The organism is Cypionkella aquatica (assembly GCF_030161095.1).
In the GTDB taxonomy this organism is placed as follows: Bacteria; Pseudomonadota; Alphaproteobacteria; order Rhodobacterales; family Rhodobacteraceae; genus Cypionkella; species Cypionkella aquatica.
Map to the genome: position 1 here is coordinate 201015 of NZ_BSPP01000010.1, position 23497 is coordinate 224511.

Genomic DNA, 23497 nt, shown 5'->3' on the forward strand with positions numbered 1-23497 from the left:
GTTCGATTGGGCCGCGCTTAATGCGCGGCCTTTTTCGTTCCAGTGATCGCGGCATAGACGGGGATGATGATGCGGGTGGCAATCGGGATCAAAAGCAGGCCCAACGCCAATCCGATCACACCGTCACAGGCTGCCGTCACTGCCCATTCGACCAGACCTGAAGCTTGTGGAATTGCCTGCCCCGCTGCAACCGCCCAATGGTGGATGGTGCCATAGGGTTCATGCACACCCAACACATCCAGCCCGTGCGTGATGATATTGCCGCCAACCCACAGCATGGCGAGGGTGCCGACGGTGGAGAGAAAGCTCATCAGTTTTGGCATCGCGGTGACAAGACCGCGACCAAAGGCGCGTGCGGCGGCGGTTTTGCGGTTTGCCGCCATATGCAGGCCGATATCATCCATCTTCACGATCAGCGCCACAGCGCCATAAACCGCAACGGTGATCATTGCGCCGACGATGGCGAGGGTGATCGCATCCATCCAGAAGCCGCTATCCGGGATTGCGGCGAGCGAGATCGTCATGATCTCGGCCGACAGGATGAAATCGGTCTTGATCGCACCTGCGACCTTTTCCTCCTCCAGCCGGGCCGGGTCTTTGGTGTCGAAATCGGCCTCGACCGCGTGATCCTTATGCGGCACCAGAGCGTGATAGACCTTTTCTGCGCCCTCGAAGCACAAATAGGCGCCGCCGAACATCAGCAGGGGCGTGATCACCTGCGGCAGAAAGCTGTCCAGCGCCAGAAGCGCGGGCAGCAGGATGATCAGCTTGTTTTTCAACGAGCCTTTGGCAATGCGGTAGATGATCGGCAACTCGCGCTTGGCCTCAAAGCCGTGGACATATTTCGGCGTCACGGCGGCATCGTCGATCACCACGCCGGCGGCTTTCGCCCCCGCCTTGGCCGCAGCCCCCGCGATATCGTCGATGGAAGCCGCAGCTACCTTGGCGATGGCCGCCACGTCATCCAGAAGTGCCAGTAGTCCGCTCATGCCTGCCTCATCGCTGTTTAGACATCTTATGTAGTTGCTGCACATGCAAAAGGCAAAGGTGCAGGCCTGTTAGCGCGAACAGGTCATGTTTGCGATAACATGTTGAATTTACGTCGTTTTTAAGCTTTTCGTCAGCTTGCAGCTTGCCTATAGAGATCGGCACGACGGATCGAACCAAGGGGCGCTGCGCATGATTACCATTGGCATCAACGGATTTGGCCGTATTGGCCGTTGCACTTTGGCGCATATCGCGGAATCGGCGCGCAATGATGTGCAGGTGGTGGCGATCAATGCGACCGGGCCGATTGAGACCAACGCGCATCTGCTGAAATACGATTCGGTGCATGGACGTTTTCCGGGCGTGGTCAAAGTATCCGGCAATGAGTTGGACTTGGGGCGCGGGCCGATACGGGTGATGAGCACCTATAATCCGGCAGAGCTGGATTGGGATGGCGTTGATGTGGTGCTGGAATGTACCGGGCAATTCAACGAGCGCGAGAAAGCGGCGGTGCATTTGGGGCGTGGGGCCAAGCGTGTGCTGGTCTCGGCTCCGGCCAAGCGGGCGGATATGACGGTGGTTTACGGCGTCAACCATCGCGCCCTTACGGCGGATCATCATGTGGTCTCGAACGCATCTTGCACGACGAATTGTCTGGCCCCGTTGGCCAAGGTTCTGAACGATAGCATTGGCATTGAAAGCGGGATCATGACGACGATCCACAGCTATACCGGCGATCAGCCGACGCTGGATCGCCGCCATAAGGATCTGTACCGCGCACGGGCTGCGTCAATGGCGATGATCCCGACCTCGACCGGGGCGGGTAAGGCGATTGGCGAGGTGCTGCCGGAATTGGCCGGGCTGTTGGATGGCAGTTCGATCCGGGTGCCAACGCCAAATGTTTCTGCGGTGGATCTGACGTTTATCGCCAAGAAATCGGTGACGGTGGCAGAGGTCAATGAGATCGTGCGCGAGGCGGCGGCGGGCTATATGGGTATGGTGATGGCCTATGATCCCGAACCCAAGGTATCAATCGACTTCAATCATACCCCACATTCGTCTATCTTCGCCCCAGACCAGACCAAAGTGGTGGGGCGCTCTGTCCGCGTTCTAGCCTGGTATGACAATGAATGGGGCTTTTCCTGCCGTATGGCCGATGTGGCCGGGGTGATGGGACGGCTGCTGCAGTAAAGCGGAGATGCCGTGACCGACCGTATTGCTTTGGTGCTTGCCCTGTTGATTGCGGCTGCGATCGGGGTGGATGTGGTGTTCAACGGCGGCGTGGCCTGTCTGTTTTTGCTGCGCAAGTTGCTTGATCTGGTTCAATATGTGATGATCTGGCGCTAAGCTTCGCCTTTGTCGTTGATTGTCACGCCAGTTTCGTGATGTTAGCGCTAGCATCCAGCGCGTGAGTCGCGCCGTTTCCATCGCGCGCCTGTCGCGCAGCTTTCAGGAGGGTATCTCATGGCCGTAAAAGTCGCCATCAACGGATTTGGCCGGATTGGCCGTAACGTGCTGCGCGCGATTGTCGAATCGGGGCGCACCGATATCGAAGTCATCGCGATCAATGATCTGGGCCCGGTGGAAACCAACGCGCATTTGCTGCGCTTTGATTCGGTGCATGGCCGCTTTCCGCAAGTTGTGACCACCACGGCAGACACGATTGACGTGGGCCGCGGCCCGATCCGCGTCACCGCTTTGCGCAACCCGGCAGAACTGCCTTGGGGCGATGTGGATGTTGTTCTGGAATGCACCGGGATTTTCACCAGCAAAGAGAAGTGCAAGGCGCATCTTGAAAACGGTGCCAAGCGCGTGTTGATCTCGGCCCCCGGCGAAGATGCCGACAAGACCATCGTTTATGGTGTGAACCATGACACGCTGACCTCGGCCGATCTGGTGGTGTCGAACGCATCCTGCACGACGAATTGCTTGTCGCCCGTTGCTTTTGTGCTGAACAAGCTGATTGGCATTGAAAAAGGCATGATGACGACGATCCACAGCTATACCGGCGATCAGCCGACGCTGGATACGATGCACAAGGATCTGTATCGCGGTCGCGCAGCGGCTTTGAGCATGATCCCGACCTCGACCGGGGCTGCCAAGGCGGTGGGTCTGGTGCTGCCCGAGTTGAAGGGCCGTCTGGACGGCTTTGCGATCCGTGTGCCGACGCCGAACGTTTCCGTGGTGGATCTGAAATTCATCGCCAAGCGCACGACTTCGGTGGATGAGATCAACGCGGCGATCAAGGAGGCTGCGACTTCGGGGCCGCTTAAGGGCATCTTGGGCTATACCGAGTTCAAGAATGTTTCATCCGATTTCAACCATGATCCACATTCGTCGGTGTTCCACATGGATCAGACCAAGGTGATGGATGGCACATTCTGCTCGATCCTGTCTTGGTATGACAATGAATGGGGCTTCTCTAACCGCATGGCGGATACCGCTGTCGCAATGGGTAAGCTGATCTGAGGCTGGTGTAGGGCGGAATTCGCGCGAATTCCGTGCACGATTTCTGAGAGAAATCGGTTTGGGGGTGCCTTTGGGCGCCCCTTTTTCATTCAAGTCCGGTTTAGCTACGGCAGAATTGCGGCAGCTATGCACTGCGCGCAATGCCGCACCGCAGCATTGGCAGTTGTTGGCGCTAACGGTTTTCCTATATCTTGATCATGCGAGAGGGACAAAGCCATCCGGGCCTAGTCATCGCAGAGGAAAAGGAAACACGATGAAATCGCTTATTGCTCAACTGCGCACCGCTGCCGAGAAACACGCCCTGTATCGTCGCACCCGTGACGAAATTGCCGGGATGCCGCGCCGTGTCGCACTCGACCTGGGCATTTTCCCCGAGGATGCAGAACGCATCGCCCGCAAGGCTGTCTGGGGTTAAGCCTGCTGGTTGTCGCACGCCAAAATCTACGACGTCGCGGGGGCCAGTTGGCCCCCTTTTTATTTGAGCAATGTCAAACCCTTGGCAAAGCGTCGCGCGTTGGCTTGGTAGCTTTCGGCAGATTTGATCAGCCGGGCCTGCGCCTCGGCATCCAACTGGCGGATCACTTTGCCGGGTGCCCCCATCACCAAGGATCCGTCGGGGATTTCCTTGCCTTCGGTGATCAATGCCCCTGCCCCAATCAGGCAACCTCTGCCGATCTTGGCACCGTTCAGGATGGTGGCACCCATGCCGATCAGGCTGCCCTCGCCGATGGTACAGCCGTGCAGCATGGCTTTGTGGCCAATGGTGCAATTGGGCCCTATCACCAGCGGATAGCCCATATCGGTGTGCAGAACCGCGTTTTCCTGAATGTTAGAGCCCCGACCAACAAGGATTTCTTCATTGTCGCCGCGCAAGACCGCGCCGAACCAGACGTTGGCATCGGCGTTCAGGGTGATCTTGCCGATCAGCACGGCGGTATCGGCCACCCAAGCCGAAGGGTCGATCTGCGGGGCGATACCGTCCAGAGCATAGATCATCGGGCTTCAAACTCGCGGTTCAGGTTACGGACAAAATCAGACAGGTCTGGTTGGCGGTCACGCTTCAGGCGTTCTGCTTGAAGAATAGCCGTCAACTCGTTGAAAGAATGATCAATATCGTGATTTATGATGACGTAGTCATATTCCGCCCAATGGCTGATCTCGTCGCGGGATTTTGCCATCCTGCCAGCGATGATCTCGTCACTGTCTTGCGCGCGGCCCCGCAGGCGCGATTCCAGTTCGGCGATTGAGGGCGGCAGGATGAAGATCGACACCACATCGCGGCCCAGTGAAGAGTTGCGGATCTGTTGACCGCCCTGCCAATCGATGTCGAACAACGTGTCGCGGCCTGCCAGCATTGCGGCCTCGACCGGGGCTTTGGGCGAGCCGTAGAAATTGCCGAACACCTCGGCATGTTCCAGCATGTCGCCGGTGCGGATCAGGGTTTTGAAATCGTCATGGCTGCGGAAATAATATTCGCGGCCATCTTCTTCGCCGGGGCGGGGTTTGCGGGTGGTGGCAGAGACCGAAAAGCGGATGCTCGGGTCCCACGCCATCAGCTTGCGCGCAAGGGTGGATTTACCTGCGCCCGAGGGCGAGGACAAGATCAGCAAAAGGCCGCGTCGGCTAAGGGTTTGGGCCATGATTATTCCACGTTTTGAACCTGTTCGCGCATTTGGTCTATCACGGTCTTCAGGTCAAGCCCGATGCGGGTCAGGCCAAGGCTTTGCGATTTGGAACAGAGTGTATTCGCCTCGCGCATGAATTCCTGCATCAGGAAATCGAATTTGCGACCAACTTGGCCGGTATCGGTCAGCAGGGAGCGGGCGGCGTCGATATGGGCGCGCAGGCGGTCGAGTTCTTCGGTGACATCATTTTTCACCGCGATCAGGGCCAGCTCCTGCGCAAGGCGGGTCTCATCGACGGCTTCGGCATTGGCCAGAACCTTGGCCAAAGCGTCGCGCAAGCTGGTGGCGGCGCCATCGCGACGGGCGGCGGCCTCGGTCGCGGCGGCGGCGGTGAGGTCAGTGATGCGGGCGAGTTGCGCGGCTATCACGGCGTTCAGCGCGGCACCTTCGGCGGCGCGCATGGCGTGGAAATCCTGCAGAAGCGCGGGCAGATCGGCCAACAGAGCACTGCGGATCGGCGCAGGGTCGGTATCGGCGGCGGCGGTATCGAGCACACCACGCACCGATAGAACATCGGCAGAGGTGGGTTGCGCCAGTGTGACACCCGCAGCCATCGCGGCGTCCTCGATTTGGCCAAGGGCGCGCAGCACGGCGGCAAGGCTCGCGGCGTTCAGGTGCAGTGGCTCTGACGCATCCGTGGCACCGTCGCGGCTGAGTTTCAGCGTCAGGCTGACATTTCCGCGCTGCAGGCTTTGTGACAGCGCTGTGCGCACGGCGGCCTCCAGCCCTTCGACCCAATCGGGCAGTCGCAAGCGCAGATCGAGCCCCTTGCCGTTGACCGAGCGGATGTCCCAGGCCCAATTGTGGCCCGCCCCCTGCCCCTTGCGCGCAGCAAAACCTGTCATCGAAACCGTCATCGCTTCTCCTGTCTTGCGGCCCGCTGGCGGCGCGCGGCATTTACCATTTGTTCAGATTCTGCGCGAAAACTGCGGCGACTGGTGTATATTAACTTATCAGTAAGCAATCTTGAGTTGTGCAGCCGCGCAAGTCTGGGTTGTTGTGCAGCCAAGGTTGGTGGAGGGCCTACGATGTTAACTTTCTTTGGTAAACGCCCGCAAGGCAAGGGTGGCGATAGCGCTTTGGAGGCGACTGCCGCTTTGCAGGTGGTGCGCGGCTATTGGGAGGCTTTGCGCAGCTCTGGCGGCTTGCCAAGCCGTGCGCAGCTGGATCCGCGAGGCATGGCGGATTGTCTGGACAAGGTGTTTCTGATCGAGCAGATCGCGCCGGGGCTGGCGCGGTTTCGGTTGGCGGGGATGCTGCTGAATGATCTGATGGGGATGGATCTGCGCGGCATGCCGCTGTCGGCCTTGTTTGAACCGGTGGCGCGGACACGGATGGCACAAGAGTTGGATCAGGTGTTTCAGGCGCAGGCTATTCTGCAGATTGGCTTGGAAGCCGAGCGGTCGATTGGCCGCCCGGCGTTATCGGGGCAGATGTTGCTGTTGCCGCTGGCTGGCGTGGCCGACGCTCCGAAAGTGGCATTGGGATGCTTGACGACAGAGGGGACAATCGGGCGGCAGCCGCGACGGTTTGCACTTTCTGGCGTGGTGCGGGAAGCACTGGCGGGGGCCGGGTTGCGGGTGGTGACTGAGGTTGCGGCGACAGCGCTGGATGAGCCTGCGCCGCCGCGCACCTTTGGGCGGGCCGACTTGCGGTTGGTGAGTTCGCGGACATGACAGGAAGGGGGCTGTCTGCCCCCTCGGCCTTTGGCCTCACCCCCGAGGATATTTTGGCCAATGTGAAATGTTAAGCGGGGATAAGCTGTTAAGGCTTGGTGATATGCAAAACGGGCGGGGAATGGTGTCCCCGCCCGTTTGAATCGCTGTGGCGGTCGCGGCTTAGAGGGCGACGCGGCGGGCGGCTTCGCGTTGTGCCGAAAGTTCTTCCGATACAAGGAACGCCAGTTCCAGCGATTGGCTGGCATTCAGGCGCGGATCGCACGCGGTGTGGTAGCGGTCGGCCAGGTTTTCATCCGACACGGCGCGCAAGCCACCGGTACATTCGGTGACGTCTTGACCGGTCATCTCGAAATGCACGCCGCCGGGCACGGTGCCTTCGGCTTTGTGGATCTGGAAGAATTCACGGACTTCGCGCAGCACCGATTCAAAGGGACGGGTCTTGTAGCCCGAGGCCGCTTTGATGGTGTTGCCATGCATCGGATCGCAAGACCAGACGACGTTGGCGCCTTCTTCCTGCACTGCTTTGATCAGGCGCGGCAGGTTTTCACCGACTTTGCCCGCGCCAAAGCGCGCGATCAGGGTCAGACGGCCTGCCTCATTCGCCGGGTTCAGCTTGGCCATCAGCACCTTGAGGTCATCCGCCGTGGTGGTCGGGCCGCATTTCAACCCGATTGGGTTCAGCACGCCGCGCGCAAATTCGACATGCGCGCCGTCGGGTTGACGGGTGCGGTCGCCGATCCAGATCATGTGACCCGAGCCTGCCACGTTCTGGCCAGTGATGCTGTCGACGCGGCAAAGCGCTTCTTCGTATTCCAAGAGCAGCGACTCGTGGCTGGTGTAGAAATCGACCGAGGCCAGTGACGGCGCAGTTTCCGAGGTGATGCCAGCCGCATTCATGAAATCGAGCGCATCAGAAATGCGGTTCGACAGCTCGCGGTAACGCTCGGCCTTGTCATGCTCGGCAAAGCCAAGGGTCCAGGAGTGGACGCGGTGTATGTCAGCAAAACCGCCCGTCGAGAAGGCGCGCAGCAGGTTCAGGCTGGCAGCCGCTTGGGTATAGGCTTGCAGCATCCGCGCGGGATCCGGGCGACGTGCCTCAACTGTGGCTTCAAAGCCGTTGATGATGTCACCCCGGTAGGACGGGTATTCCACGCCGCCAATCATCTCGGTATTGGCCGAGCGCGGCTTGGCGAATTGCCCTGCCATGCGGCCCACCTTGATCACCGGCACTTTCGCGCCATAGGTCAGCACCACCGCCATTTGCAGCATGACGCGGAAGGTGTCGCGAATGTTGTCGGCCGAGAATTCGGCGAAGCTTTCGGCGCAATCGCCACCCTGCAGCAAGAAGGCCTTACCCTCACCTGCCAAAGCCAGTTGCTTCTTCAGCTTGCGCGCCTCGCCTGCGAAAACCAGCGGGGGATATGCGGCCAGTTGCGCCTCAACCGAATTGAGAGCTGCGGTGTCTGGATAATCGGGCATTTGCACGCGCGGTTTTGCGCGCCAATCCGACTTTTTCCAACCCTTGGTCATGGGAGTTCCCCCTCCGTTAGCGATACCGGGGCTGATATAGAAAAAATATGGAGGAATGCAAAGAGCGAAAGCCTGTGAATGTGCTGTGATCGCCCTTGCGGAAGGCGGTTTTTCCTGTTTCCTTGCACCGAAACCGACACAAACAGGTCGCAACATGCCCGCCCCTTCGCGCAAAGCCACCCAAGTTGAAAAAGAAGACGCGCCACGGCGGTTTGTTTTTCTACTGCTGGACAAGTTCACCATGATCAATTTCGCGGGGGCGATTGAGCCTTTGCGACTGGCCAATCATGTGATGGGCTTTCCGATTTACACTTGGGCGTTGGCGGGTGAAGGCGGGATTGAGAAGACCTGCTCGAACGGGGCGACGTTCAAGTTGGACTTCGGGCTGGACGAGGTCGACCGCGAAGATACCATTCTGGTTTGTGGCGGGATCGAGATTCAAAAGACCACCTCAAAGCCCGTGATCGGCTGGCTGCGGCGCGAAGCGCGGCGTGGCGTGGCGATTGGCGGGCTTTGCACCGGGGCCTATGCTTTGGCAAAGGCGGGTCTGCTGGATGGCAAGAAAGCGACAATCCACTGGGAGAACCAAGACGGGTTCGCCGAGGAGTTTGAAGAGGTCAAGCTGACCAAATCGGTGTTCGTGATGGATGGCAACCGCTGGTCCACGGCGGGGGGAATTTCGTCGATTGATCTGATGCTGCGGATCATCGCGTCGGATCATGGCGAGGATCTGGCGAATAACGTGGCCGATCTGATGATCTATTCCACCATCCGCACCGATCAGGACACGCAACGGCTGTCGATCCCGACGCGGATCGGGGTGCGGCATCCGAAGCTGAGCCAGGTTATCCAGATGATGGAAAACGCCATCGAAGATCCGCGGAGCCCGGCCGATCTGGCGGAAGATGTCGGCATGTCGACCCGGCAGTTAGAGCGGTTGTTCCGCCGCTATCTGAACCGCTCACCGAAGCGGTATTACATGGAATTGCGGCTGCAAAAGGCGCGCAATCTGCTGATGCAGACCGATATGAGCGTGATCAATGTGGCCTTGGCCTGCGGCTTTGCCAGCCCGTCGCATTTCTCAAAATGCTACCGCAGCCATTACAACACAACGCCCTACCGCGAGCGCGGCACCCAAGGGATGCCCAGCCCCGGCATTGGGGTGCGTTTGTCGATTTGAGCTTTGGTCAGCCAGACGCGGCAAGCCCGATTTAAGGGCAAACGCTGGGATATTCAGCACAGGCATTACTTTAAGCTTGAAATGATGCTTGGCTGTAATTAGCCTGCTTGCAACCTGCCGCACCTAAAGCTGATGTGTCGGAAGAAAATCTTGTCTTTTAAGACGCTTTTCTTTTGAAGAACGCCGCTCTAGGCTCGACCGCAGGATTACGATCCAACATGGGAGATAACAATGAAAAAACTGCTTTTGGCCACGGCGGCAACCGCCCTTATGGCTGGTGCTGCTTCGGCGGAAGATGTGAAGATCGGCGTGCTGATCGGCTTTACCGGGCCAATCGAATCGTTGACCGGCCATATGGCCAATGCGGCTGAACTGGCGATGTCGGAAGCAAACGCTTCGGGCAAAGCGCTGAACGGCTGGAACTTTGTTTCGGTGCGTGCAGATGACACTTGCGGCGACTCGGCCGCCGGCACTGCTGCGGCAGAGCGCATCGTGACCGCGGACGGCGTTAAAGGCATCATGGGCGGCGATTGCTCAGGTGTGACCGGCGCTATCTTGCAGAACGTCGCACGTCCGAACGGCATCGTGATGGTTTCGCCTTCGGCAACCTCGCCTGCTTTGTCGACCGCTGAAGATGATGGTCTGTTCTTCCGCACTGCACCTTCGGATGCGCGCGAAGGCGAAGTCATGGCGGAAATTCTGGGCGAGCATGGCGTGAAATCCATCGCCTTGACCTATTCCAACACCGACTACGGCAAGGGTCTGGCTGAGGCAATCTCGGCATCCTTCATCGCCAAGGGCGGCACCGTGACGATCAACATCCCGCATGAAGACGGCAAGGCTGATTACTCGGCTGAAGTGGCGTCTTTGGCAGCGGCTGGTGGTGATCTGCTGGTGGTTGCGGGCTACCTTGACCAAGGCGGCAAGGGCATCATCCAGGGTTCGCTGGATGCAGGCGCTTTCACCAAGTTCGGTCTGCCGGGCGGTATGGTCGGCGATAACCTTCCGAAAAACATCGGCCCTGCACTCGATGGCTCCTACGGCCAAGTTGCACAGTCTGACAGCCCCGGTGCTGCGATCCTGATCGAAATGGGCAAAACCAATTCGGCCCCGTTCGATGCGACCTCGCCCTACGCGCCAGAATCGTATGACGCAGCGGCGCTGATCATGTTGGCGATGCAGGCGGCAAATTCCACCGACTCCAAAGTCTACAAAGACAAGATGATGGAGATCGCCAACGCTCCGGGTGAGAAGATCCTGCCCGGCGAAATCGGCAAGGCGTTGGAGCTGATCGCGGCTGGCAAAGACATCGACTATGAAGGTGCGTCTGGCGTCGAGCTGATTGGTAACGGCGAAAGCGCTGGCCGTTACAAAGAGTTTGAGATCAAGGACGGCAAATACGAAACCATCAAGTTCCGTTGAGTTGAACTGAACGATCAGGCACGGCCCGGGGTTTACGCCTCGGGCCGTTGCTGTAAAAGGCACAGCCGCATGGGGCCCGTGCAAAAGTGAATGACAGCATGGCTTGCCTTGCAAAGCAAAACGACCGCATGGACAGCCATGCAAACTAAGCCCGCATGGGAAGCCATGCAAACCAAGCACGCCCGCATGGGGTTCCATGACAAGAGGCGGGGACAGGGGAAAATATGATCGTTGTCGAAGACCTTCACAGGCATTTCGGTGGCTTTAGGGCCGTTGACGGGGCCTCGCTTGAGATCAAGGCCGGATCGATCACCGGGTTGATCGGTCCGAATGGCGCGGGCAAAACCACATTGTTCAACGTGATCGCGGGTCGGTTGTCGCCAACCAGCGGACGGGTGAAGATGGCGGGTGAAGATATTACCGGCCTGCCGCCGCATGAATTGTTCGGCAAGGGTCTGCTGCGCACGTTTCAGATTGCGCATGAATTCGGCAGCATGACGGTGCGGGAAAACCTGATGATGGTGCCTGCGAACCAAACAGGCGAGTCGCTGTGGAACGCCTGCTTCCGCCGGGGCGCTGTTGCCGCCGAAGAACGCCGCATCCGCGAGAAAGCCGATGAGGTGCTGGAGTTTCTGACCATCACGCATCTGGCTGATCAGCGGGCGGCCAATATCTCGGGCGGGCAGAAAAAGCTGCTGGAGCTGGGCCGCACGATGATGGTCGATGCCAAGATGGTCTTTCTGGATGAGGTCGGCGCGGGTGTGAACCGCACGCTGTTGAACACCATCGGCGATGCGATCGTGCGGCTGAATAAGGAGCGCGGCTATACGTTCTGCGTCATTGAACATGACATGGATTTCATCGCCCGCATCTGCAACCCGGTGATCTGTATGGCCGAGGGCAAGGTGCTGGCGCAGGGGACGGTTGACGAAGTGAAGAACAACGAAAAGGTCATCGAGGCCTATCTCGGCACCGGGTTGAAAAACAAGGTGAAGGAGGCCGCGCATGGCTGAACCCTTCCTGATTGGCGAGAATATGACCGGCGGTTACGGCGCGGTCGATATTCTGCACAACTGTACGATTGCCGTTGAGCGCGGCCAGATTGCGGTGATCGTCGGCCCGAATGGTGCGGGCAAATCGACTGCGATGAAGGCGGTGTTTGGCATGCTCAACCTGCGCGGTGGCCGGGTGATGTTGGACGGTGAGGATATCAGCAAGCTTTCCCCGCAGGCCCGTGTGCACAGGGGCATGGGGTTTGTGCCGCAGACCAGCAACATTTTCACCAGCATGACGGTGGAGGAAAACCTTGAAATGGGGGCGTTCATCCGCACCGATGACATCAAGGGCACTATGGCGCAGATTTACGATCTGTTCCCGATCCTGAAGCAAAAACGCTATCAGGCGGCGGGAGAGCTTTCGGGCGGGCAGCGCCAGCAGGTCGCCGTGGGGCGCGCGCTGATGACGCAGCCCAAGGTTCTGATGCTGGACGAGCCGACTGCTGGTGTGTCGCCGATTGTGATGGACGAATTGTTCGACCGTATTATTGAGGTCGCCCGCACCGGGATTTCTATTCTGATGGTCGAACAGAACGCCCGCCAAGCGCTTGATATTGCCGACAAAGGCTATGTTCTGGTGCAGGGTGCCAACCGCTTTACCGACACGGGGCAGGCTTTGCTTGCGGATCCCGAAGTCCGTCGTTCGTTCCTGGGGGGCTGAGAGATGCGCATGATTTTAACCTTGATCGCGGCGCTGTTGCCCGCGCCGGCTATGGCTGCTGAATTGTGGTGTATGCCCGATACTTTGTGCAATGCCAAAGGCAAGTGCCATGCAACGACAGATGAGGAATCTTCGATCCGGCTGCACAATCTGGCAGCCAAGAAAACCACGATGCGCAGCCATGCCGAGACGATCCCGATGAAGCGGCAAAAGGCTGGCAGCGCTTTGGAGTGGCGCGGCACCAATGAGAGCGGCGGGCGCGAGTATGTGATCTGGTCGAAGACCAGCAACGCCTTCACTTACACAGTCAGCGCAACCGATGGCGCGGTGTGGAAATCCTCTGGCGTGTGTGAGGTGCAGTGATGGATATTCTTAACGCGCTTGTGGCTTTTTTGAACTTTGTCGTGGTGCCGGGCTTTTCCTATGGCAGCCAGCTTGCGCTGGGGGCCTTGGGGCTGACTTTGGTGTTCGGCATTCTGCGGTTTTCCAACTTTGCCCATGGCGATACCATGGCTTTCGGCACGATGTGGGTGATCCTGATCACTTGGTGGCTGCAAGGCATGGGCATCGCTGCGGGGCCCTTGCCGACGGCGCTGCTGGCCCTGCCCTTTGGCATCGCTATCACTTGCGCCTTTGTGCTGGGGACCGACCGGGTGGTGTATCGGTTCTATCGCAAGAAAAAGGCGGCTTCGATCATTCTGGTGATTGTGTCTACCGGCGTCATGTTCATCACCAACGGCCTGACGCGCATGATCATCGGGCCAGAGGAGCAAAGCTTTGCCGATGGCGCGCGGTTTGTGATGACGGCGCAGCAATTCAAGGACATGACCGGGCTGCAAGAGGGCTTGGCAATCAAATCAACAACCGCGATCACGGTGGTGATGGCAGGCGTCTGCGTGGCTCTGCTGTTCTGGTTCCTGCAGAAAACCCGCACCGGCAAGTCGATGCGGGCGTTTTCGGATAACGAGGATCTGGCGCTGCTGTCGGGGATCAACCCTGAGCGCGTGGTGATGGTGACGTGGCTGATCGCCACGGCTTTGGCGGTGATCGCGGGCACGCTTTACGGCATCGACAAGTCGTTCCGCCCGTTCATCTATTTCCAACTGTTGCTGCCGATTGCGGCGGCAGCGGTGGTTGGCGGCCTTGGCAACCCGCTGGGCGCGATTGCGGGCGGGTTCATCATCGCGTTTTCCGAAGTGTTTGTAACATATGCCTGGAAAAAAGTGGTGCTGTATCTGGTGTCGGTCGATCTGGCACCGACGCAACTTTTGCAACTTTTGTCCACTGATTACAAATTCGCGGTCAGCTTCTCGATCCTGATCATCGTGCTGCTGTTCATGCCGACCGGCATCTTTAAGGGGAAATGACATGGTGGGACATCTGAAGAACCGCAATGTGCTGATGTTTGCCGGGGTCGGTTTGCTGTTCGTGCTGACGGGCGTGTTGCAAAGTTGGAACCTGAGCCTGCAAATTCTGAATATTGGCATCCTCTCGGCGATCATGGCGTTGGGTGTGAACATGCAATGGGGCTATGCCGGGCTGTTTTCGACCGGGATCATGGGCTCGGTCGCCTTGGGTGGTCTGGCGGTGGTGGTGGTTTCTGCCCAGCCAGTGCCAGAGGCTTGGGCGGCGGGTGGCCCCCGCTTGTTGCTAAGCCTTGCGTTTGGGCTGGCGGTGATTGCAGCGGCGGTGACGGCCTATCGGCGGATGTCGGGACGGGTGCGCAACTGGACGGTGGCTGCGATTTTGGTTGCTGGCTTTTTCGCCTATCGCGCGATCTATGATCCGGCGGTGACGGCGATTGAGGCGTTCAATCCGGCAATTTACGGCAATATTGGCGGCTTTGGTCTGCCGTCGCTGCTGTCTTGGCCAGTTGGGGCTTTGTTTGCAGGCGTTGCGGCTTGGGCAATTGGCAAGGTCGCTTTGGGTTTGCGCAGCGATTACCTTGCAATTGCGACGCTGGGGATTGCTGAAATCGTCCTCGCCGTGATGAAGAATGAGGATTGGCTGTCGCGCGGAGTGAAAAACCTGATTGGCCTGCCACGGCCTTGGCCGGTGCCTTACGAGGTAGATTTGCAAAAATCACCAGAGTTCATCGGCTGGGCGCAGAATTGGGGATTTGATCTGATCACCTCTTCCACCATCTTCGTCAAGCTGTTGTATATGCTGATCTTTGGCATCGTGCTGTTGGCACTGATCTGGATTTCCGAGCGGATGTTGAACAGCCCTTGGGGCCGTATGATGCGGGCGATCCGTGACAATGAAGTCTCGGCATCGGCGATGGGCAAGAATGTCACCGCACGGCATTTGCAAATTTTCATCATCGGCTCGGCTGTTGTCGGGATGGCGGGTGCGATGCTGACCTCGATGGAGGGGCAGCTGACGCCGGGCAACTACTCGCCGTTGCGGTTCACGTTTTTGATCTGGGTTATGGTGATTGTCGGCGGGTCGGGCAACAACTGGGGTGCGGTGCTGGGCGGCTTGCTGCTGGGCTGGCTGTGGTTGATTGTCGAAAACGCAGGGCCGGTGTTCATGGGTTATGTGACCATGCCGCTGCCCGCAGGTGCGCTGAAGGCGCATCTGATTGACGCAGCCCCGCATTTGCGCTTGGTGACGTTGGGCGCGGTGTTGCTGCTGGTTCTCAGATTTAGCCCGAAGGGCCTGATCCCCGAAAAATAGCGGTTAGTTCACAAGGCTGGCGGGCCAAATCCCCCAATCTTGCGCAAAGAAATGGAAAACCTGCTGCGGCTTGGCCGTTAGCGGGTTTTCTTTTACCCGGCCGAAGATCATGCCATTCGGGTGGGCTGCGACCCAAGTTTGCAGGCTGGGGAGGTCTGGAGTCAGCGCGACCGGGGTTGTCAGGCGGGCGAGGAAGTTGATCTCGGCGTTGTATTCATTGTTGATCACGGCAAGGCCATCCGCTTCGTGCGGGGCGAGGGTGTTGGCAAGGCTTTGGCCGTCATAGGCAGCGTAAAGCCCGGTGGTTGCAATGATCGCATGGATGCCAAGGGCCACACCTGCGCCCGCCAGCAGATGGCCGGGGATGCGCGGCAAGCGCCAGATTGCCAGCGCAAGCATGACACAAAGCGCGGCAAAGGCAGTCAGTGGCCAGAATGGTGCCAGTTGCGCCAGATCGCCCTTGGCCGGGATCAGACCCAGACCAAGCGCCCCTGCCCCGGCGGCGATCAGCAGCAGTGGTGCCCATGCGAGGCTGCCAGATTTCGCGCGGATCGAGGCTTGGGCGAACAGCAGCGCCACGGCCGGGTAGGCGGGCAGCAAGTAATGCGCTTGCTTGCCGGAAATCAACGAGAACAGGATCAGGGTCGATGCGGCCCAGATCGTGCAAAGCCTGATGGCCGGGTCGCTCCAAGTGCCTTTAAAGCCGGACCAGAGCCGGATCGACCAACCCCACGGGAACAGCTGCAGCGGCAGCAGGGCCGCAAGAAACCAAATCGGGCGATCGTGCGCCATACCGCCTGCGACGCGGGCGGCGGATTGGCTCCACAAAAGTTCGGTGCGGAATTCTGGCGTAGCGGTGACCAGCGTGGGCACCAACCACAGCGCGATCAGGGCGAACGCAATCAGCAAAGCGCCCGCGAAGCCTTTGGCGATTTGGGTGGGTTTGGGCGGGTTTGGCGCCCAGTAGGGCATGGTCAGCAACGCCGGCATCAGATGCACAAGGATCACCGGGCCCTTGGCATAGACCCCAAAGGCGAGCGCGAGACCGAACAACGGCCAGCCGCCCCTGCCCTGCCCAATGCGCCACAAAGCCGCGATACCGCCAAGCACGCCGAGGGCCAGAAGCGCGTCGAACATGGTGGCAGAGCCGTAGATCAGGAAAATCGGAAAGCCTGACAGGATCAGGGCCGCGCGAAGCCCCAAATTTTCAGCGGGCCAAAGGCGGCGGCCGATCATCGCGGTGCCTGCAACCATGCCGACAGCACAGGCGGGGCCGACGAGGCGGGCGGCGAATTCGCTGACCCCGGTGACCAGCCAGACTAGGTTAATCATTGCGAACAACAGCGGGGTTTTATGGCTATACATCGCGCCGTTCTTGGTCAGATGCACCGGATCGCCGGACAGATACATCTCATAGGCCACGGACAGATAGCGGGTCTCGTCAATCGGCAGCAACGGGCGCATCGCCACAAGGGTTATCAAAACCACCGCCACGCCAATCAGGATTGGCCAAAGTTTACCCAGCATCTGCGCCTCCGTTGCCTCGCCCCTTGCTACTATGATCGGCGCTTGCGGTCCATCGCAGCGGATGTGCGTTTTGCGACCTATTTTGTCGCACGCGGGGCGGTGATTTGTGCCGGAGATCCTATTTTGGCGCAAAAGGGGCCGCGGCCCTGCGCTTGCAAAAGGATTCCCCCTATGAAAACCCATACCCGCGTTGTTGTGATTGGCGGCGGCGTTGTTGGCTGTTCGGTGCTGTATCATTTGACCAAACTCGGCTGGTCGGATGTGATGCTGATCGAGCGGTCTGAACTGACAAGCGGTTCGACCTGGCACGCGGCGGGCGGCTTTCACACCCTGAACGGCGACACCAATATGGCGGCGCTGCAGGGCTATACCATCCGGCTTTACAAAGAGCTTGAGGCGATCACCGGGATGTCGTGTGGCTTGCACCATGTCGGCGGGATTACCTTGGCCGACAATCAAGAACGGTTTGATCAGCTGGTCGCCGAGCGTGCAAAGCACCGATACATGGGGCTGGATACGGAAATCCTCGGGCCAGAAGAGATCAAGAAATTCACTTCGGGCATGGTCAATCTGGAAGGCATCGTCGGGGCTTTGTATGATCCGCTGGACGGGCATTTGGACCCGTCGGGCACCACTCACGCCTATGCCAAAGCGGCGCGGATGGGCGGGGCGGAAATCGTCTTGCACAACCGCGTGCTGGAAACCAACCCGACCGCCGAGGGCTGGGAAGTTGTGACCGAAAAGGGCACGGTTTACTGCGAGCATCTGGTGAACGCGGGCGGGCTTTGGGCGCGGGAAATTGGCGCGATGGCGGGGGTTTATCTGCCGCTGCTTCCGATGGCACACCAATATCTGGTGACGGATGATATCCCCGAGATCATGGAGATCCTGAAATCCGGCAATGAATTCCCGCATGTGATGGATCCGGGTGGCGAGTCGTATCTGCGGCAGGAAGGTCGCGGCCTGTGCATCGGGTTCTATGAAAAGCCGTGTGAGCCGTGGTCACTGGATGGCACCCCGTGGAATTTCGGCCATGAGTTGCTGAACGAACAATTTGATAAGATTGAAGATTCGGTGAACTTCGCTTACCGGCGCTTCCCGGTGCTCGAGCGCACGGGCGTCAAGCGCGTGATCCACGGCCCGTTCACCTTTGCCCCCGATGGCAACCCGCTGATCGGGCCAGTGCAGGGTTTGAAGAACTACTGGTCGGCCTGCGCGGTGATGGCGGGCTTTAGCCAAGGCGGCGGCATGGGTCTGGCGCTGGCGCAATGGATGATCGAGGGCGAGGTCGAGCGTGACCCCCGCGGCTTTGATGTATCGCGTTTCGGCACTTGGACCACGCCGGGTTATACCGTGCCGAAGGTGATCGAGAACTATCAGATGCGCTTCTCGGTCGGCTATCCGAACGAGGAACGCCCGGCAGCGCGCCCGTTCCGCACCACACCGATGTATGACACCAACAATGCTTTGCGCGCGGTTTGGGGCCAGCAGTATGGGTTGGAAGTTGTCAACTATTACGCCTTGCCCGGTGAGCCTGTGTATGAGACCCCGACCTTCAAACGCTCGAACGCGTGGGAAGCGACCCGTCAGGAAGTGATGGCGGTGCGCGAGGGTGTCGGCATCAACGAGTTGCAGAACTTCGGCAAGTATATCGTCAAGGGCAAGAACGCCCGCGCCTGGCTGGACAGGATCATGGCGGGGTCGATCCCGAAAGTGGGCCGCCTGAGCCTGACGCCGATGCTGGCCAATTCTGGCAAGATCATCGGCGATTTCACGGTCTCTTGCCTGTCGGAAACCGAGTTCCAATTGACCGCCAGCTATGGCGCGCAGGGCTGGCATTACCGCTGGTTCGAGCAGAACGCGATGGACGGTGTGACGGTGGAGAATGTCTCGGATGCGTGCACGGGCTTCCAGATTGCCGGGCCGAATGCGCGAGAATTGCTGAGCCGTGTGACGCGGACGGATGTTTCGGGTGCTGCGTTCAAGTTCATGGATGTAAAGCGGATGACGGTGGGAATGGCGAATTGCATCGTGCAACGCGTCAGCTACACCGCCGATCTGGGCTATGAGATTTTCTGCGACCATATGTCGGTGCGGCACTTGTGGGATACTTTGAACGCAGCGGGCGCTGATCTGGGGCTGCGGGCGTTCGGGATGCGGGCAATGATGAGCCTGCGTCTGGACAAGTGGTTTGGCTCGTGGGGGCGTGAGTTCAGCCCTGATTACACACCGTGCGAGACCGGCTTGGATCGGTTTATCCGCTGGAACAAGGACGCGGATTGGATCGGCAAGGCGGCAGCCTCCGCCGAAAAAGCTTCGGGGCCAAAGCGCAAGCTGGTCTCGTTCATCGTCGATGCCAAGGACGCCGATGTGGTGGCATGGGAGCCGATCTGGCTAGACGGTGCGGTGGTTGGTTTCTGTACCAGTGGCGGGTTCAGCCATTTTACCGGGAAATCGGTGGCACAGGGCTTCTTGCCTGCTGACAAAGTGACCGACGGCTTGGAATGTGAAATCGAAATCCTGGGCGAGCGTCGGCGGGCTGTAGTGCATCTTGCACCGCTGTTCGACGGTGATGGCGCGCGGATGCGGGGCTGAACACCGCTGAGCCTATGAAAAACGCCGGCCCCCAAAGGCCGGCGTTTTTCAGTGCTGCGGCAGCTGCGACCGGAATGACGGCGACACAAAGCCTTGCCGCCCTCGAAACGCGGCATTGATCAAACGACAGCTAAGCCGCCATCAATATCCGGGCTTCTTTCGCCTTCAGCGTCATCCGCGCCGCCGGGTATCTGCCGCCATCGGTCAGTTCGGGGAACAGTGCCAACACTTCGTCGCGTTGTGCCGCGTGCAAACCCGCCAGACTATGCGCGCCTGGTTGGAAACTTTCGCTCCACGCGCCATCCGCGCAGATCACCTGATGTATGTCGAACATGAAATGGATGTAGCTGACCTGCCCCGGTTTTACTCGAGTGATCCCGGGGGTGCCAACCAGATTGGTTGCCGCCACCAGCACTTCATGCTCGCCAAAGAACAACTCTGCGCGGGCATTGCTGATCAGCATGCGGTGCTGCGGGCTGACGCGCATATCCCGCTCTGGCAGACCAGCGCCAAGCGCGCCCGCTGCAATCTGCACCGGGTTGAACTGCGGAGACACCGCCAATTCGGCCGCCGAAAGATCACGCCGCCCGACCCAACGGATTGGCTGAAAGCTGTTGTCACGGGTCAAAATTCGATCACCGATCCGCAGATCCTCGACCGCGATTTTGCCGTGATCGGTCAGCACCATGGTTCCGGGGGTAAAGCAGGCAATCACCTTTTCGATATTGCTGAAGTTCATCGATCCGGTAACTGCGCCAGTGCCATCAAGGAACTGCACCGTGCCGCTTTGCGGGTTCATCGGATCGTAGATGATATTGGTGTTGCGGAAGCCGTAACCGCTCAGGTCGATCACGTCATAGTCGGCGCCGCCATCCACGACATCGCCCGCGGTGACAAAGAATGTGTCCTGACCGTCGCCACCGTACAGGCTGTCCGCCCCCACACCGCCGTCGAGCGTGTCATTGCCCGCGCCGCCGAACAGCTGATCGGTGCCGATACCGCCGAACAAGGCGTCGGTGCCCAAGCCGCCCGCCAGAGTGTCATTGCCCGCACCACCCGACATCGAGTCGTTGCCCGCCCCGCCATCGACGGAATCATTGCCCGCACCGCCGGTGACAGTGTCGTTGCCCGAGCCAAGCTGGAACCGCTCCACCTCGGTAAAGCTGGTGGTCGAGGTGCCGTCGGTGATCGTGCCAGCCTCGGCACCGGTCAGGTTCAGCGTGGTATTGGCGGTGATCGCCGAAGCGTCAAGGATATCGCCGTTGGTCTCTCCGGCCTCGCCGCCGGTGATGGTGTCATTGCCGAAAGTGCCGGTCAGCTGGAAAGTGTCGTCGCCGTCCCCACCCTGCAAAACGTCATTGCCCACACCGCCGTCAAGCGTATCGTTGCCCGCGCCGCCGAACAGCTGATCATTGCCGATACCGCCGAACAAGGCGTCGGTGCCCAAGCCGCCCGCCAGAGTGTCATTGCCCGCACCACCCGACATCGAGTCGTTGCCCGCCCCGCCATCGACGGAATCATTGCCCGCACCGCCGGTGACAGTGTCGTTGCCCGAGCCAAGCTGGAACCGCTCCACCTCGGTAAAGCTGGTGGTCGAGGTGCCGTCGGTGATCGTGCCAGCCTCGGCACCGGTCAGGTTCAGCGTGGTATTGGCGGTGATCGCCGAAGCGTCAAGGATATCGCCGTTGGTCTCTCCGGCCTCGCCGCCGGTGATGGTGTCATTGCCGAAAGTGCCGGTCAGCTGGAAAGTGTCGTCGCCGTCCCCACCCTGCAAAACGTCATTGCCCACACCGCCGTCAAGCGTATCGTTGCCCGCGCCGCCGAACAGCTGATCATTGCCGATACCGCCGAACAAGGCGTCGGTGCCCAAGCCGCCCGCCAGAGTGTCATTGCCCGCACCACCCGACATCGAGTCGTTGCCCGCCCCGCCATCGACGGAATCATTGCCCGCACCGCCGGTGACAGTGTCGTTGCCCGAGCCAAGTTGGAACCGCTCTACCTCGGTAAAGCTGGTGGTCGAGGTGCCGTCGGTGATCGTTCCAGCCTCGGCTCCGGTCAGGTTCAGCGTGGTGTTGGCGGTGATCGCCGAAGCGTCAAGGATATCGCCGTTGGTCTCTCCGGCCTCGCCACCGGTGATGGTGTCATTGCCGAAGGTGCCGGTCAGCTGGAAAGTGTCGTCGCCGTCCCCACCCTGCAAAACGTCATTGCCCACACCGCCGTCAAGCGTATCGTTGCCCGCGCCGCCCAGCAGTTGGTCATTATCGGCGCCACCAAACAAGCTGTCATTGCCTGCATCGCCTGAGACGTAGTCGTTGCCCGCGCTGCCATAGATCGTGTCGTTGTCATTGCCGCCATACAGGCTGTCACCGCCGGCCCGACCGTCGATAAGGTCGTTGCCTGCCCCCCCGAAGATGACCGAGGTGTAAGCATCGCCTACAACAGTTGATTCGCCATCCGCACCGGTCAGCGTGTCGTTGAAAGCAGACCCTATAATGCCGTCGACACCGCCCGCCAGACTGTCGCCACCGGCGTCACCGCCACTGACAATGTTGGTGGCTAAGTTGACATTGACCCCTGCGCCAGAGGCGCTGTAATCGACGTAATCTTGCCCAGCACCACCGTCGATGGTGTCATTGCCAAGACCACCGATAAACGTGTCGCTGCCATTACCGCCAAACAGCAGGTTGCTGTCCGCACCGCCCGACAGGACGTCGTTGCCATCGCCACCATACAGTTGATCATTGCCAGCGTCGCCTGCCAGCACGTCGTTGTCCGCGCCGCCATAAAGGGAATCGTTGCCAATGCCGCCAAACAGCGAATCATTGCCTGCATCGCCGCCCAGAGAATCGTTGCCATCTTCGCCATAAAGCGTGTCGTCACCCGCGTCGCCTTGCAGAGTGTCATCGCCAACGCCGCCGTAAAGCTGGTCATTGCCGTCACCGCCAGACACGGTGTCATTGCCCAATGCCGCAAAGACCGTGTCATTGCCCGCGCCTGCACGGATGTTATCGCCATTGGTGTTGGCGGCCGACGTGCCATCGCTGTTATCAACCCGGTCGGAGCCATTGGCGACCTGCTCGGTGTAGCTGCCATTAATCAGATCATTGCCAGCGGTGCCATCGACAAAGCCGTCATCAAAGGCTGTCACCGTACGATCAGAGCCGAAGTTCACGTTGTTGAATGTGGTTGCTGTCCCGAATACGATCGAAGTGATCGGCTTGGCTTCATATCTCGCGGTGTCACCATCGCTGACGGCCAAACTTTCGGGCATCAGGAACAGACGGCCATCGGTGGTTTGCACCAAAACGGCCGTTACGGTTGCGGTGGTGCCATCCGCGTAATTCAGTGTTGCGTTGTAAATCGCGGTGCCGTCGTAGGTCAGCGTATAGGCAGTGCCACCAATGTTGGTCGACAGCGTTGCGTTTTCGACGTTGTTGTTGGTTTCCAGAGAAGCGGCATCCGCGCCCCCGGTAAAGTTTCCAGCGGTGATCGATACCTTGTTGGCAGACAGCGGCGCGGTCGAAGAGCCCCAAGTGGTGTTCTGAAAAGCGGCATAGCCTTCGTTGTTGCTGTTGCCTTCAGTTGGGTCCAGCTGACTGGTCGAAGTCCCCAGATAAATGCCATAATACGTCGTTGCCATTCGTTACGCCTCCACACAAAAGCACAGATGCAGGCGCACCGTCGCAATCAGCACATAATCTTTTATCAACTGCTCACACATTTTGTTCCGTTTGCCCCGCGTCGTGCACGAGTCTATGCCCGGCGATCTGTCCAAAAATATGGAGGAACTGCGGTTTCGTGCCGCAAGACTGTGGCAAATCATGGCGATACAGCCAAAGGCGGACACAATTCGGGCACGATCCTCAGCATGGATTCCTGCCCCGATTGTCGGTGACGCCAACTAATCAGAGGTAAATTTTTTGCGGCAAAGACGCGGCTTGCGCGTCAAAAATCGCGAAAAATCGACGGAACATCAAATCAAAAAAGGGGAGCTTGCGCCCCCCTTTCCCGGTCATCGGAGCCAAAGA

The 23497-nt window shown here is 59.4% G+C and carries 20 protein-coding genes; 13 read left to right on the forward strand and 7 right to left on the reverse strand.

Features of this window, described 5'->3' with window-relative positions; all coding sequences use genetic code 11:
• Nucleotides 1–17: 17 nt before the first annotated feature.
• Nucleotides 18–989 carry a DUF808 domain-containing protein gene (locus QQJ98_RS13935; protein WP_284325954.1) on the reverse strand — a complete coding sequence of 324 codons (972 nt, stop codon included), beginning with the start codon at nt 987–989 and terminating at the stop codon, nt 18–20.
• 190 nt (nt 990–1179) lie between these two features.
• Between QQJ98_RS13935 and gap (QQJ98_RS13940) the strand changes: the two genes are divergently transcribed.
• From gap (QQJ98_RS13940) to QQJ98_RS13955, 4 genes are all read left to right on the forward strand, one after another.
• Entirely contained in the window at nt 1180–2178 is a 999-nt protein-coding gene (gene gap, locus QQJ98_RS13940) for a type I glyceraldehyde-3-phosphate dehydrogenase (RefSeq protein ID WP_284325955.1), read from the forward strand.
• Nucleotides 2179–2190: 12 nt separating this feature from the next.
• Nucleotides 2191–2334 (forward strand): hypothetical protein, encoded by a 144-nt coding sequence (locus QQJ98_RS13945; RefSeq protein WP_284325956.1) that lies wholly within the window; start codon nt 2191–2193, stop codon nt 2332–2334.
• Nucleotides 2335–2451: 117 nt separating this feature from the next.
• Nucleotides 2452–3456, forward strand: coding sequence for a type I glyceraldehyde-3-phosphate dehydrogenase (gene gap / locus QQJ98_RS13950; protein ID WP_284325957.1), 1005 nt, complete (start codon nt 2452–2454; stop codon nt 3454–3456).
• A gap of 253 nt (nt 3457–3709) precedes the next feature.
• Complete coding sequence (locus QQJ98_RS13955) at nt 3710–3871, forward strand: DUF1127 domain-containing protein (protein ID WP_202905586.1); 162 nt, start codon at nt 3710–3712, stop codon at nt 3869–3871.
• Nucleotides 3872–3930: 59 nt separating this feature from the next.
• Here QQJ98_RS13955 and QQJ98_RS13960 read toward each other — a convergent pair whose 3' ends face one another.
• From QQJ98_RS13960 to QQJ98_RS13970, 3 genes are read right to left on the reverse strand one after another with little or no spacing between them, the layout of a single operon-like run.
• Nucleotides 3931–4452 (reverse strand): gamma carbonic anhydrase family protein, encoded by a 522-nt coding sequence (locus QQJ98_RS13960; protein ID WP_284325958.1) that lies wholly within the window; start codon nt 4450–4452, stop codon nt 3931–3933.
• Entirely contained in the window at nt 4449–5096 is a 648-nt protein-coding gene (gene gmk, locus QQJ98_RS13965) for a guanylate kinase (RefSeq protein WP_284325959.1), read from the reverse strand. The genes QQJ98_RS13960 and gmk overlap by 4 nt, the downstream gene beginning before the upstream one ends.
• A gap of 2 nt (nt 5097–5098) precedes the next feature.
• Nucleotides 5099–5998, reverse strand: coding sequence for a YicC/YloC family endoribonuclease (locus QQJ98_RS13970; protein ID WP_284325960.1), 900 nt, complete (start codon nt 5996–5998; stop codon nt 5099–5101).
• A 171-nt stretch (nt 5999–6169) separates the two neighbouring features.
• On the opposite strand from QQJ98_RS13970, the gene QQJ98_RS13975 reads away from it, so the two are divergent.
• On the forward strand, nt 6170–6817 hold the full coding sequence (locus tag QQJ98_RS13975; RefSeq protein ID WP_284325961.1) for a PAS domain-containing protein: 648 nt from the start codon (nt 6170–6172) through the stop codon (nt 6815–6817).
• Nucleotides 6818–6979: 162 nt separating this feature from the next.
• On the opposite strand, the gene QQJ98_RS13980 is transcribed toward QQJ98_RS13975, so the two are convergent.
• The gene (locus QQJ98_RS13980; RefSeq protein ID WP_284325962.1) at nt 6980–8350 is read right to left on the reverse strand and encodes a class II 3-deoxy-7-phosphoheptulonate synthase; all 1371 of its coding nucleotides are present in this window, start codon (nt 8348–8350) and stop codon (nt 6980–6982) included.
• Nucleotides 8351–8504: 154 nt separating this feature from the next.
• On the opposite strand from QQJ98_RS13980, the gene QQJ98_RS13985 reads away from it, so the two are divergent.
• The 7 genes from QQJ98_RS13985 (at nt 8505) to QQJ98_RS14015 (ending at nt 15347) form a co-directional block, all read left to right on the forward strand.
• Nucleotides 8505–9530 carry a GlxA family transcriptional regulator gene (locus QQJ98_RS13985; protein WP_284325963.1) on the forward strand — a complete coding sequence of 342 codons (1026 nt, stop codon included), beginning with the start codon at nt 8505–8507 and terminating at the stop codon, nt 9528–9530.
• A gap of 231 nt (nt 9531–9761) precedes the next feature.
• The gene (locus tag QQJ98_RS13990; protein WP_284325964.1) at nt 9762–10952 is read left to right on the forward strand and encodes an ABC transporter substrate-binding protein; all 1191 of its coding nucleotides are present in this window, start codon (nt 9762–9764) and stop codon (nt 10950–10952) included.
• A gap of 224 nt (nt 10953–11176) precedes the next feature.
• Nucleotides 11177–11965, forward strand: coding sequence for an ABC transporter ATP-binding protein (locus QQJ98_RS13995; protein ID WP_284325965.1), 789 nt, complete (start codon nt 11177–11179; stop codon nt 11963–11965).
• Entirely contained in the window at nt 11958–12668 is a 711-nt protein-coding gene (locus tag QQJ98_RS14000) for an ABC transporter ATP-binding protein (RefSeq protein WP_284325966.1), read from the forward strand. Before QQJ98_RS13995 ends, QQJ98_RS14000 begins: the two co-directional genes overlap by 8 nt.
• Before the next feature lie 9 nt (nt 12669–12677).
• Nucleotides 12678–13031, forward strand: a complete 354-nt coding sequence (locus tag QQJ98_RS14005) for a hypothetical protein (protein ID WP_284325967.1) — start codon at nt 12678–12680, stop codon at nt 13029–13031.
• Complete coding sequence (locus QQJ98_RS14010) at nt 13031–14035, forward strand: branched-chain amino acid ABC transporter permease (protein WP_284325968.1); 1005 nt, start codon at nt 13031–13033, stop codon at nt 14033–14035. Before QQJ98_RS14005 ends, QQJ98_RS14010 begins: the two co-directional genes overlap by 1 nt.
• A gap of 1 nt (nt 14036) precedes the next feature.
• Nucleotides 14037–15347, forward strand: coding sequence for a branched-chain amino acid ABC transporter permease (locus QQJ98_RS14015; protein WP_284325969.1), 1311 nt, complete (start codon nt 14037–14039; stop codon nt 15345–15347).
• A 3-nt stretch (nt 15348–15350) separates the two neighbouring features.
• On the opposite strand, the gene QQJ98_RS14020 is transcribed toward QQJ98_RS14015, so the two are convergent.
• Complete coding sequence (locus QQJ98_RS14020; protein ID WP_284325970.1) at nt 15351–16874, reverse strand: ArnT family glycosyltransferase; 1524 nt, start codon at nt 16872–16874, stop codon at nt 15351–15353.
• A gap of 171 nt (nt 16875–17045) precedes the next feature.
• Between QQJ98_RS14020 and QQJ98_RS14025 the strand changes: the two genes are divergently transcribed.
• Nucleotides 17046–19469, forward strand: a complete 2424-nt coding sequence (locus QQJ98_RS14025) for a GcvT family protein (RefSeq protein ID WP_284325971.1) — start codon at nt 17046–17048, stop codon at nt 19467–19469.
• Nucleotides 19470–19599: 130 nt separating this feature from the next.
• Here the strand turns inward: QQJ98_RS14025 and QQJ98_RS14030 are convergent, their stop codons facing one another.
• Nucleotides 19600–23109 carry a Hint domain-containing protein gene (locus QQJ98_RS14030; RefSeq protein ID WP_284325972.1) on the reverse strand — a complete coding sequence of 1170 codons (3510 nt, stop codon included), beginning with the start codon at nt 23107–23109 and terminating at the stop codon, nt 19600–19602.
• Between the last annotated feature and the right edge of the window lie 388 nt (nt 23110–23497).

Bases quoted from the DNA above. Each gene is read 5' to 3' on its own strand.
- gap (WP_284325955.1), top strand. From the start codon at position 1,180: ATGATTACCATTGGCATCAACGGATTTGGCCGTATTGGCCGTTGCACT.
- gap (WP_284325957.1), top strand. From the start codon at position 2,452: ATGGCCGTAAAAGTCGCCATCAACGGATTTGGCCGGATTGGCCGTAAC.
- QQJ98_RS14005 (WP_284325967.1), top strand. From the start codon at position 12,678: ATGATTTTAACCTTGATCGCGGCGCTGTTGCCCGCGCCGGCTATGGCT.
- QQJ98_RS13960 (WP_284325958.1), bottom strand. From the start codon at position 4,452: ATGATCTATGCTCTGGACGGTATCGCCCCGCAGATCGACCCTTCGGCT.
- QQJ98_RS13980 (WP_284325962.1), bottom strand. From the start codon at position 8,350: ATGACCAAGGGTTGGAAAAAGTCGGATTGGCGCGCAAAACCGCGCGTG.
- QQJ98_RS14010 (WP_284325968.1), top strand. From the start codon at position 13,031: ATGGATATTCTTAACGCGCTTGTGGCTTTTTTGAACTTTGTCGTGGTG.
- QQJ98_RS14020 (WP_284325970.1), bottom strand. From the start codon at position 16,874: ATGCTGGGTAAACTTTGGCCAATCCTGATTGGCGTGGCGGTGGTTTTG.
- QQJ98_RS14025 (WP_284325971.1), top strand. From the start codon at position 17,046: ATGAAAACCCATACCCGCGTTGTTGTGATTGGCGGCGGCGTTGTTGGC.
- QQJ98_RS14000 (WP_284325966.1), top strand. From the start codon at position 11,958: ATGGCTGAACCCTTCCTGATTGGCGAGAATATGACCGGCGGTTACGGC.
- QQJ98_RS13990 (WP_284325964.1), top strand. From the start codon at position 9,762: ATGAAAAAACTGCTTTTGGCCACGGCGGCAACCGCCCTTATGGCTGGT.
- QQJ98_RS13985 (WP_284325963.1), top strand. From the start codon at position 8,505: ATGCCCGCCCCTTCGCGCAAAGCCACCCAAGTTGAAAAAGAAGACGCG.
- QQJ98_RS14030 (WP_284325972.1), bottom strand. From the start codon at position 23,109: ATGGCAACGACGTATTATGGCATTTATCTGGGGACTTCGACCAGTCAG.
- QQJ98_RS13975 (WP_284325961.1), top strand. From the start codon at position 6,170: ATGTTAACTTTCTTTGGTAAACGCCCGCAAGGCAAGGGTGGCGATAGC.
- QQJ98_RS14015 (WP_284325969.1), top strand. From the start codon at position 14,037: ATGGTGGGACATCTGAAGAACCGCAATGTGCTGATGTTTGCCGGGGTC.
- QQJ98_RS13935 (WP_284325954.1), bottom strand. From the start codon at position 989: ATGAGCGGACTACTGGCACTTCTGGATGACGTGGCGGCCATCGCCAAG.
- QQJ98_RS13970 (WP_284325960.1), bottom strand. From the start codon at position 5,998: ATGACGGTTTCGATGACAGGTTTTGCTGCGCGCAAGGGGCAGGGGGCG.
- QQJ98_RS13955 (WP_202905586.1), top strand. From the start codon at position 3,710: ATGAAATCGCTTATTGCTCAACTGCGCACCGCTGCCGAGAAACACGCC.
- gmk (WP_284325959.1), bottom strand. From the start codon at position 5,096: ATGGCCCAAACCCTTAGCCGACGCGGCCTTTTGCTGATCTTGTCCTCG.
- QQJ98_RS13995 (WP_284325965.1), top strand. From the start codon at position 11,177: ATGATCGTTGTCGAAGACCTTCACAGGCATTTCGGTGGCTTTAGGGCC.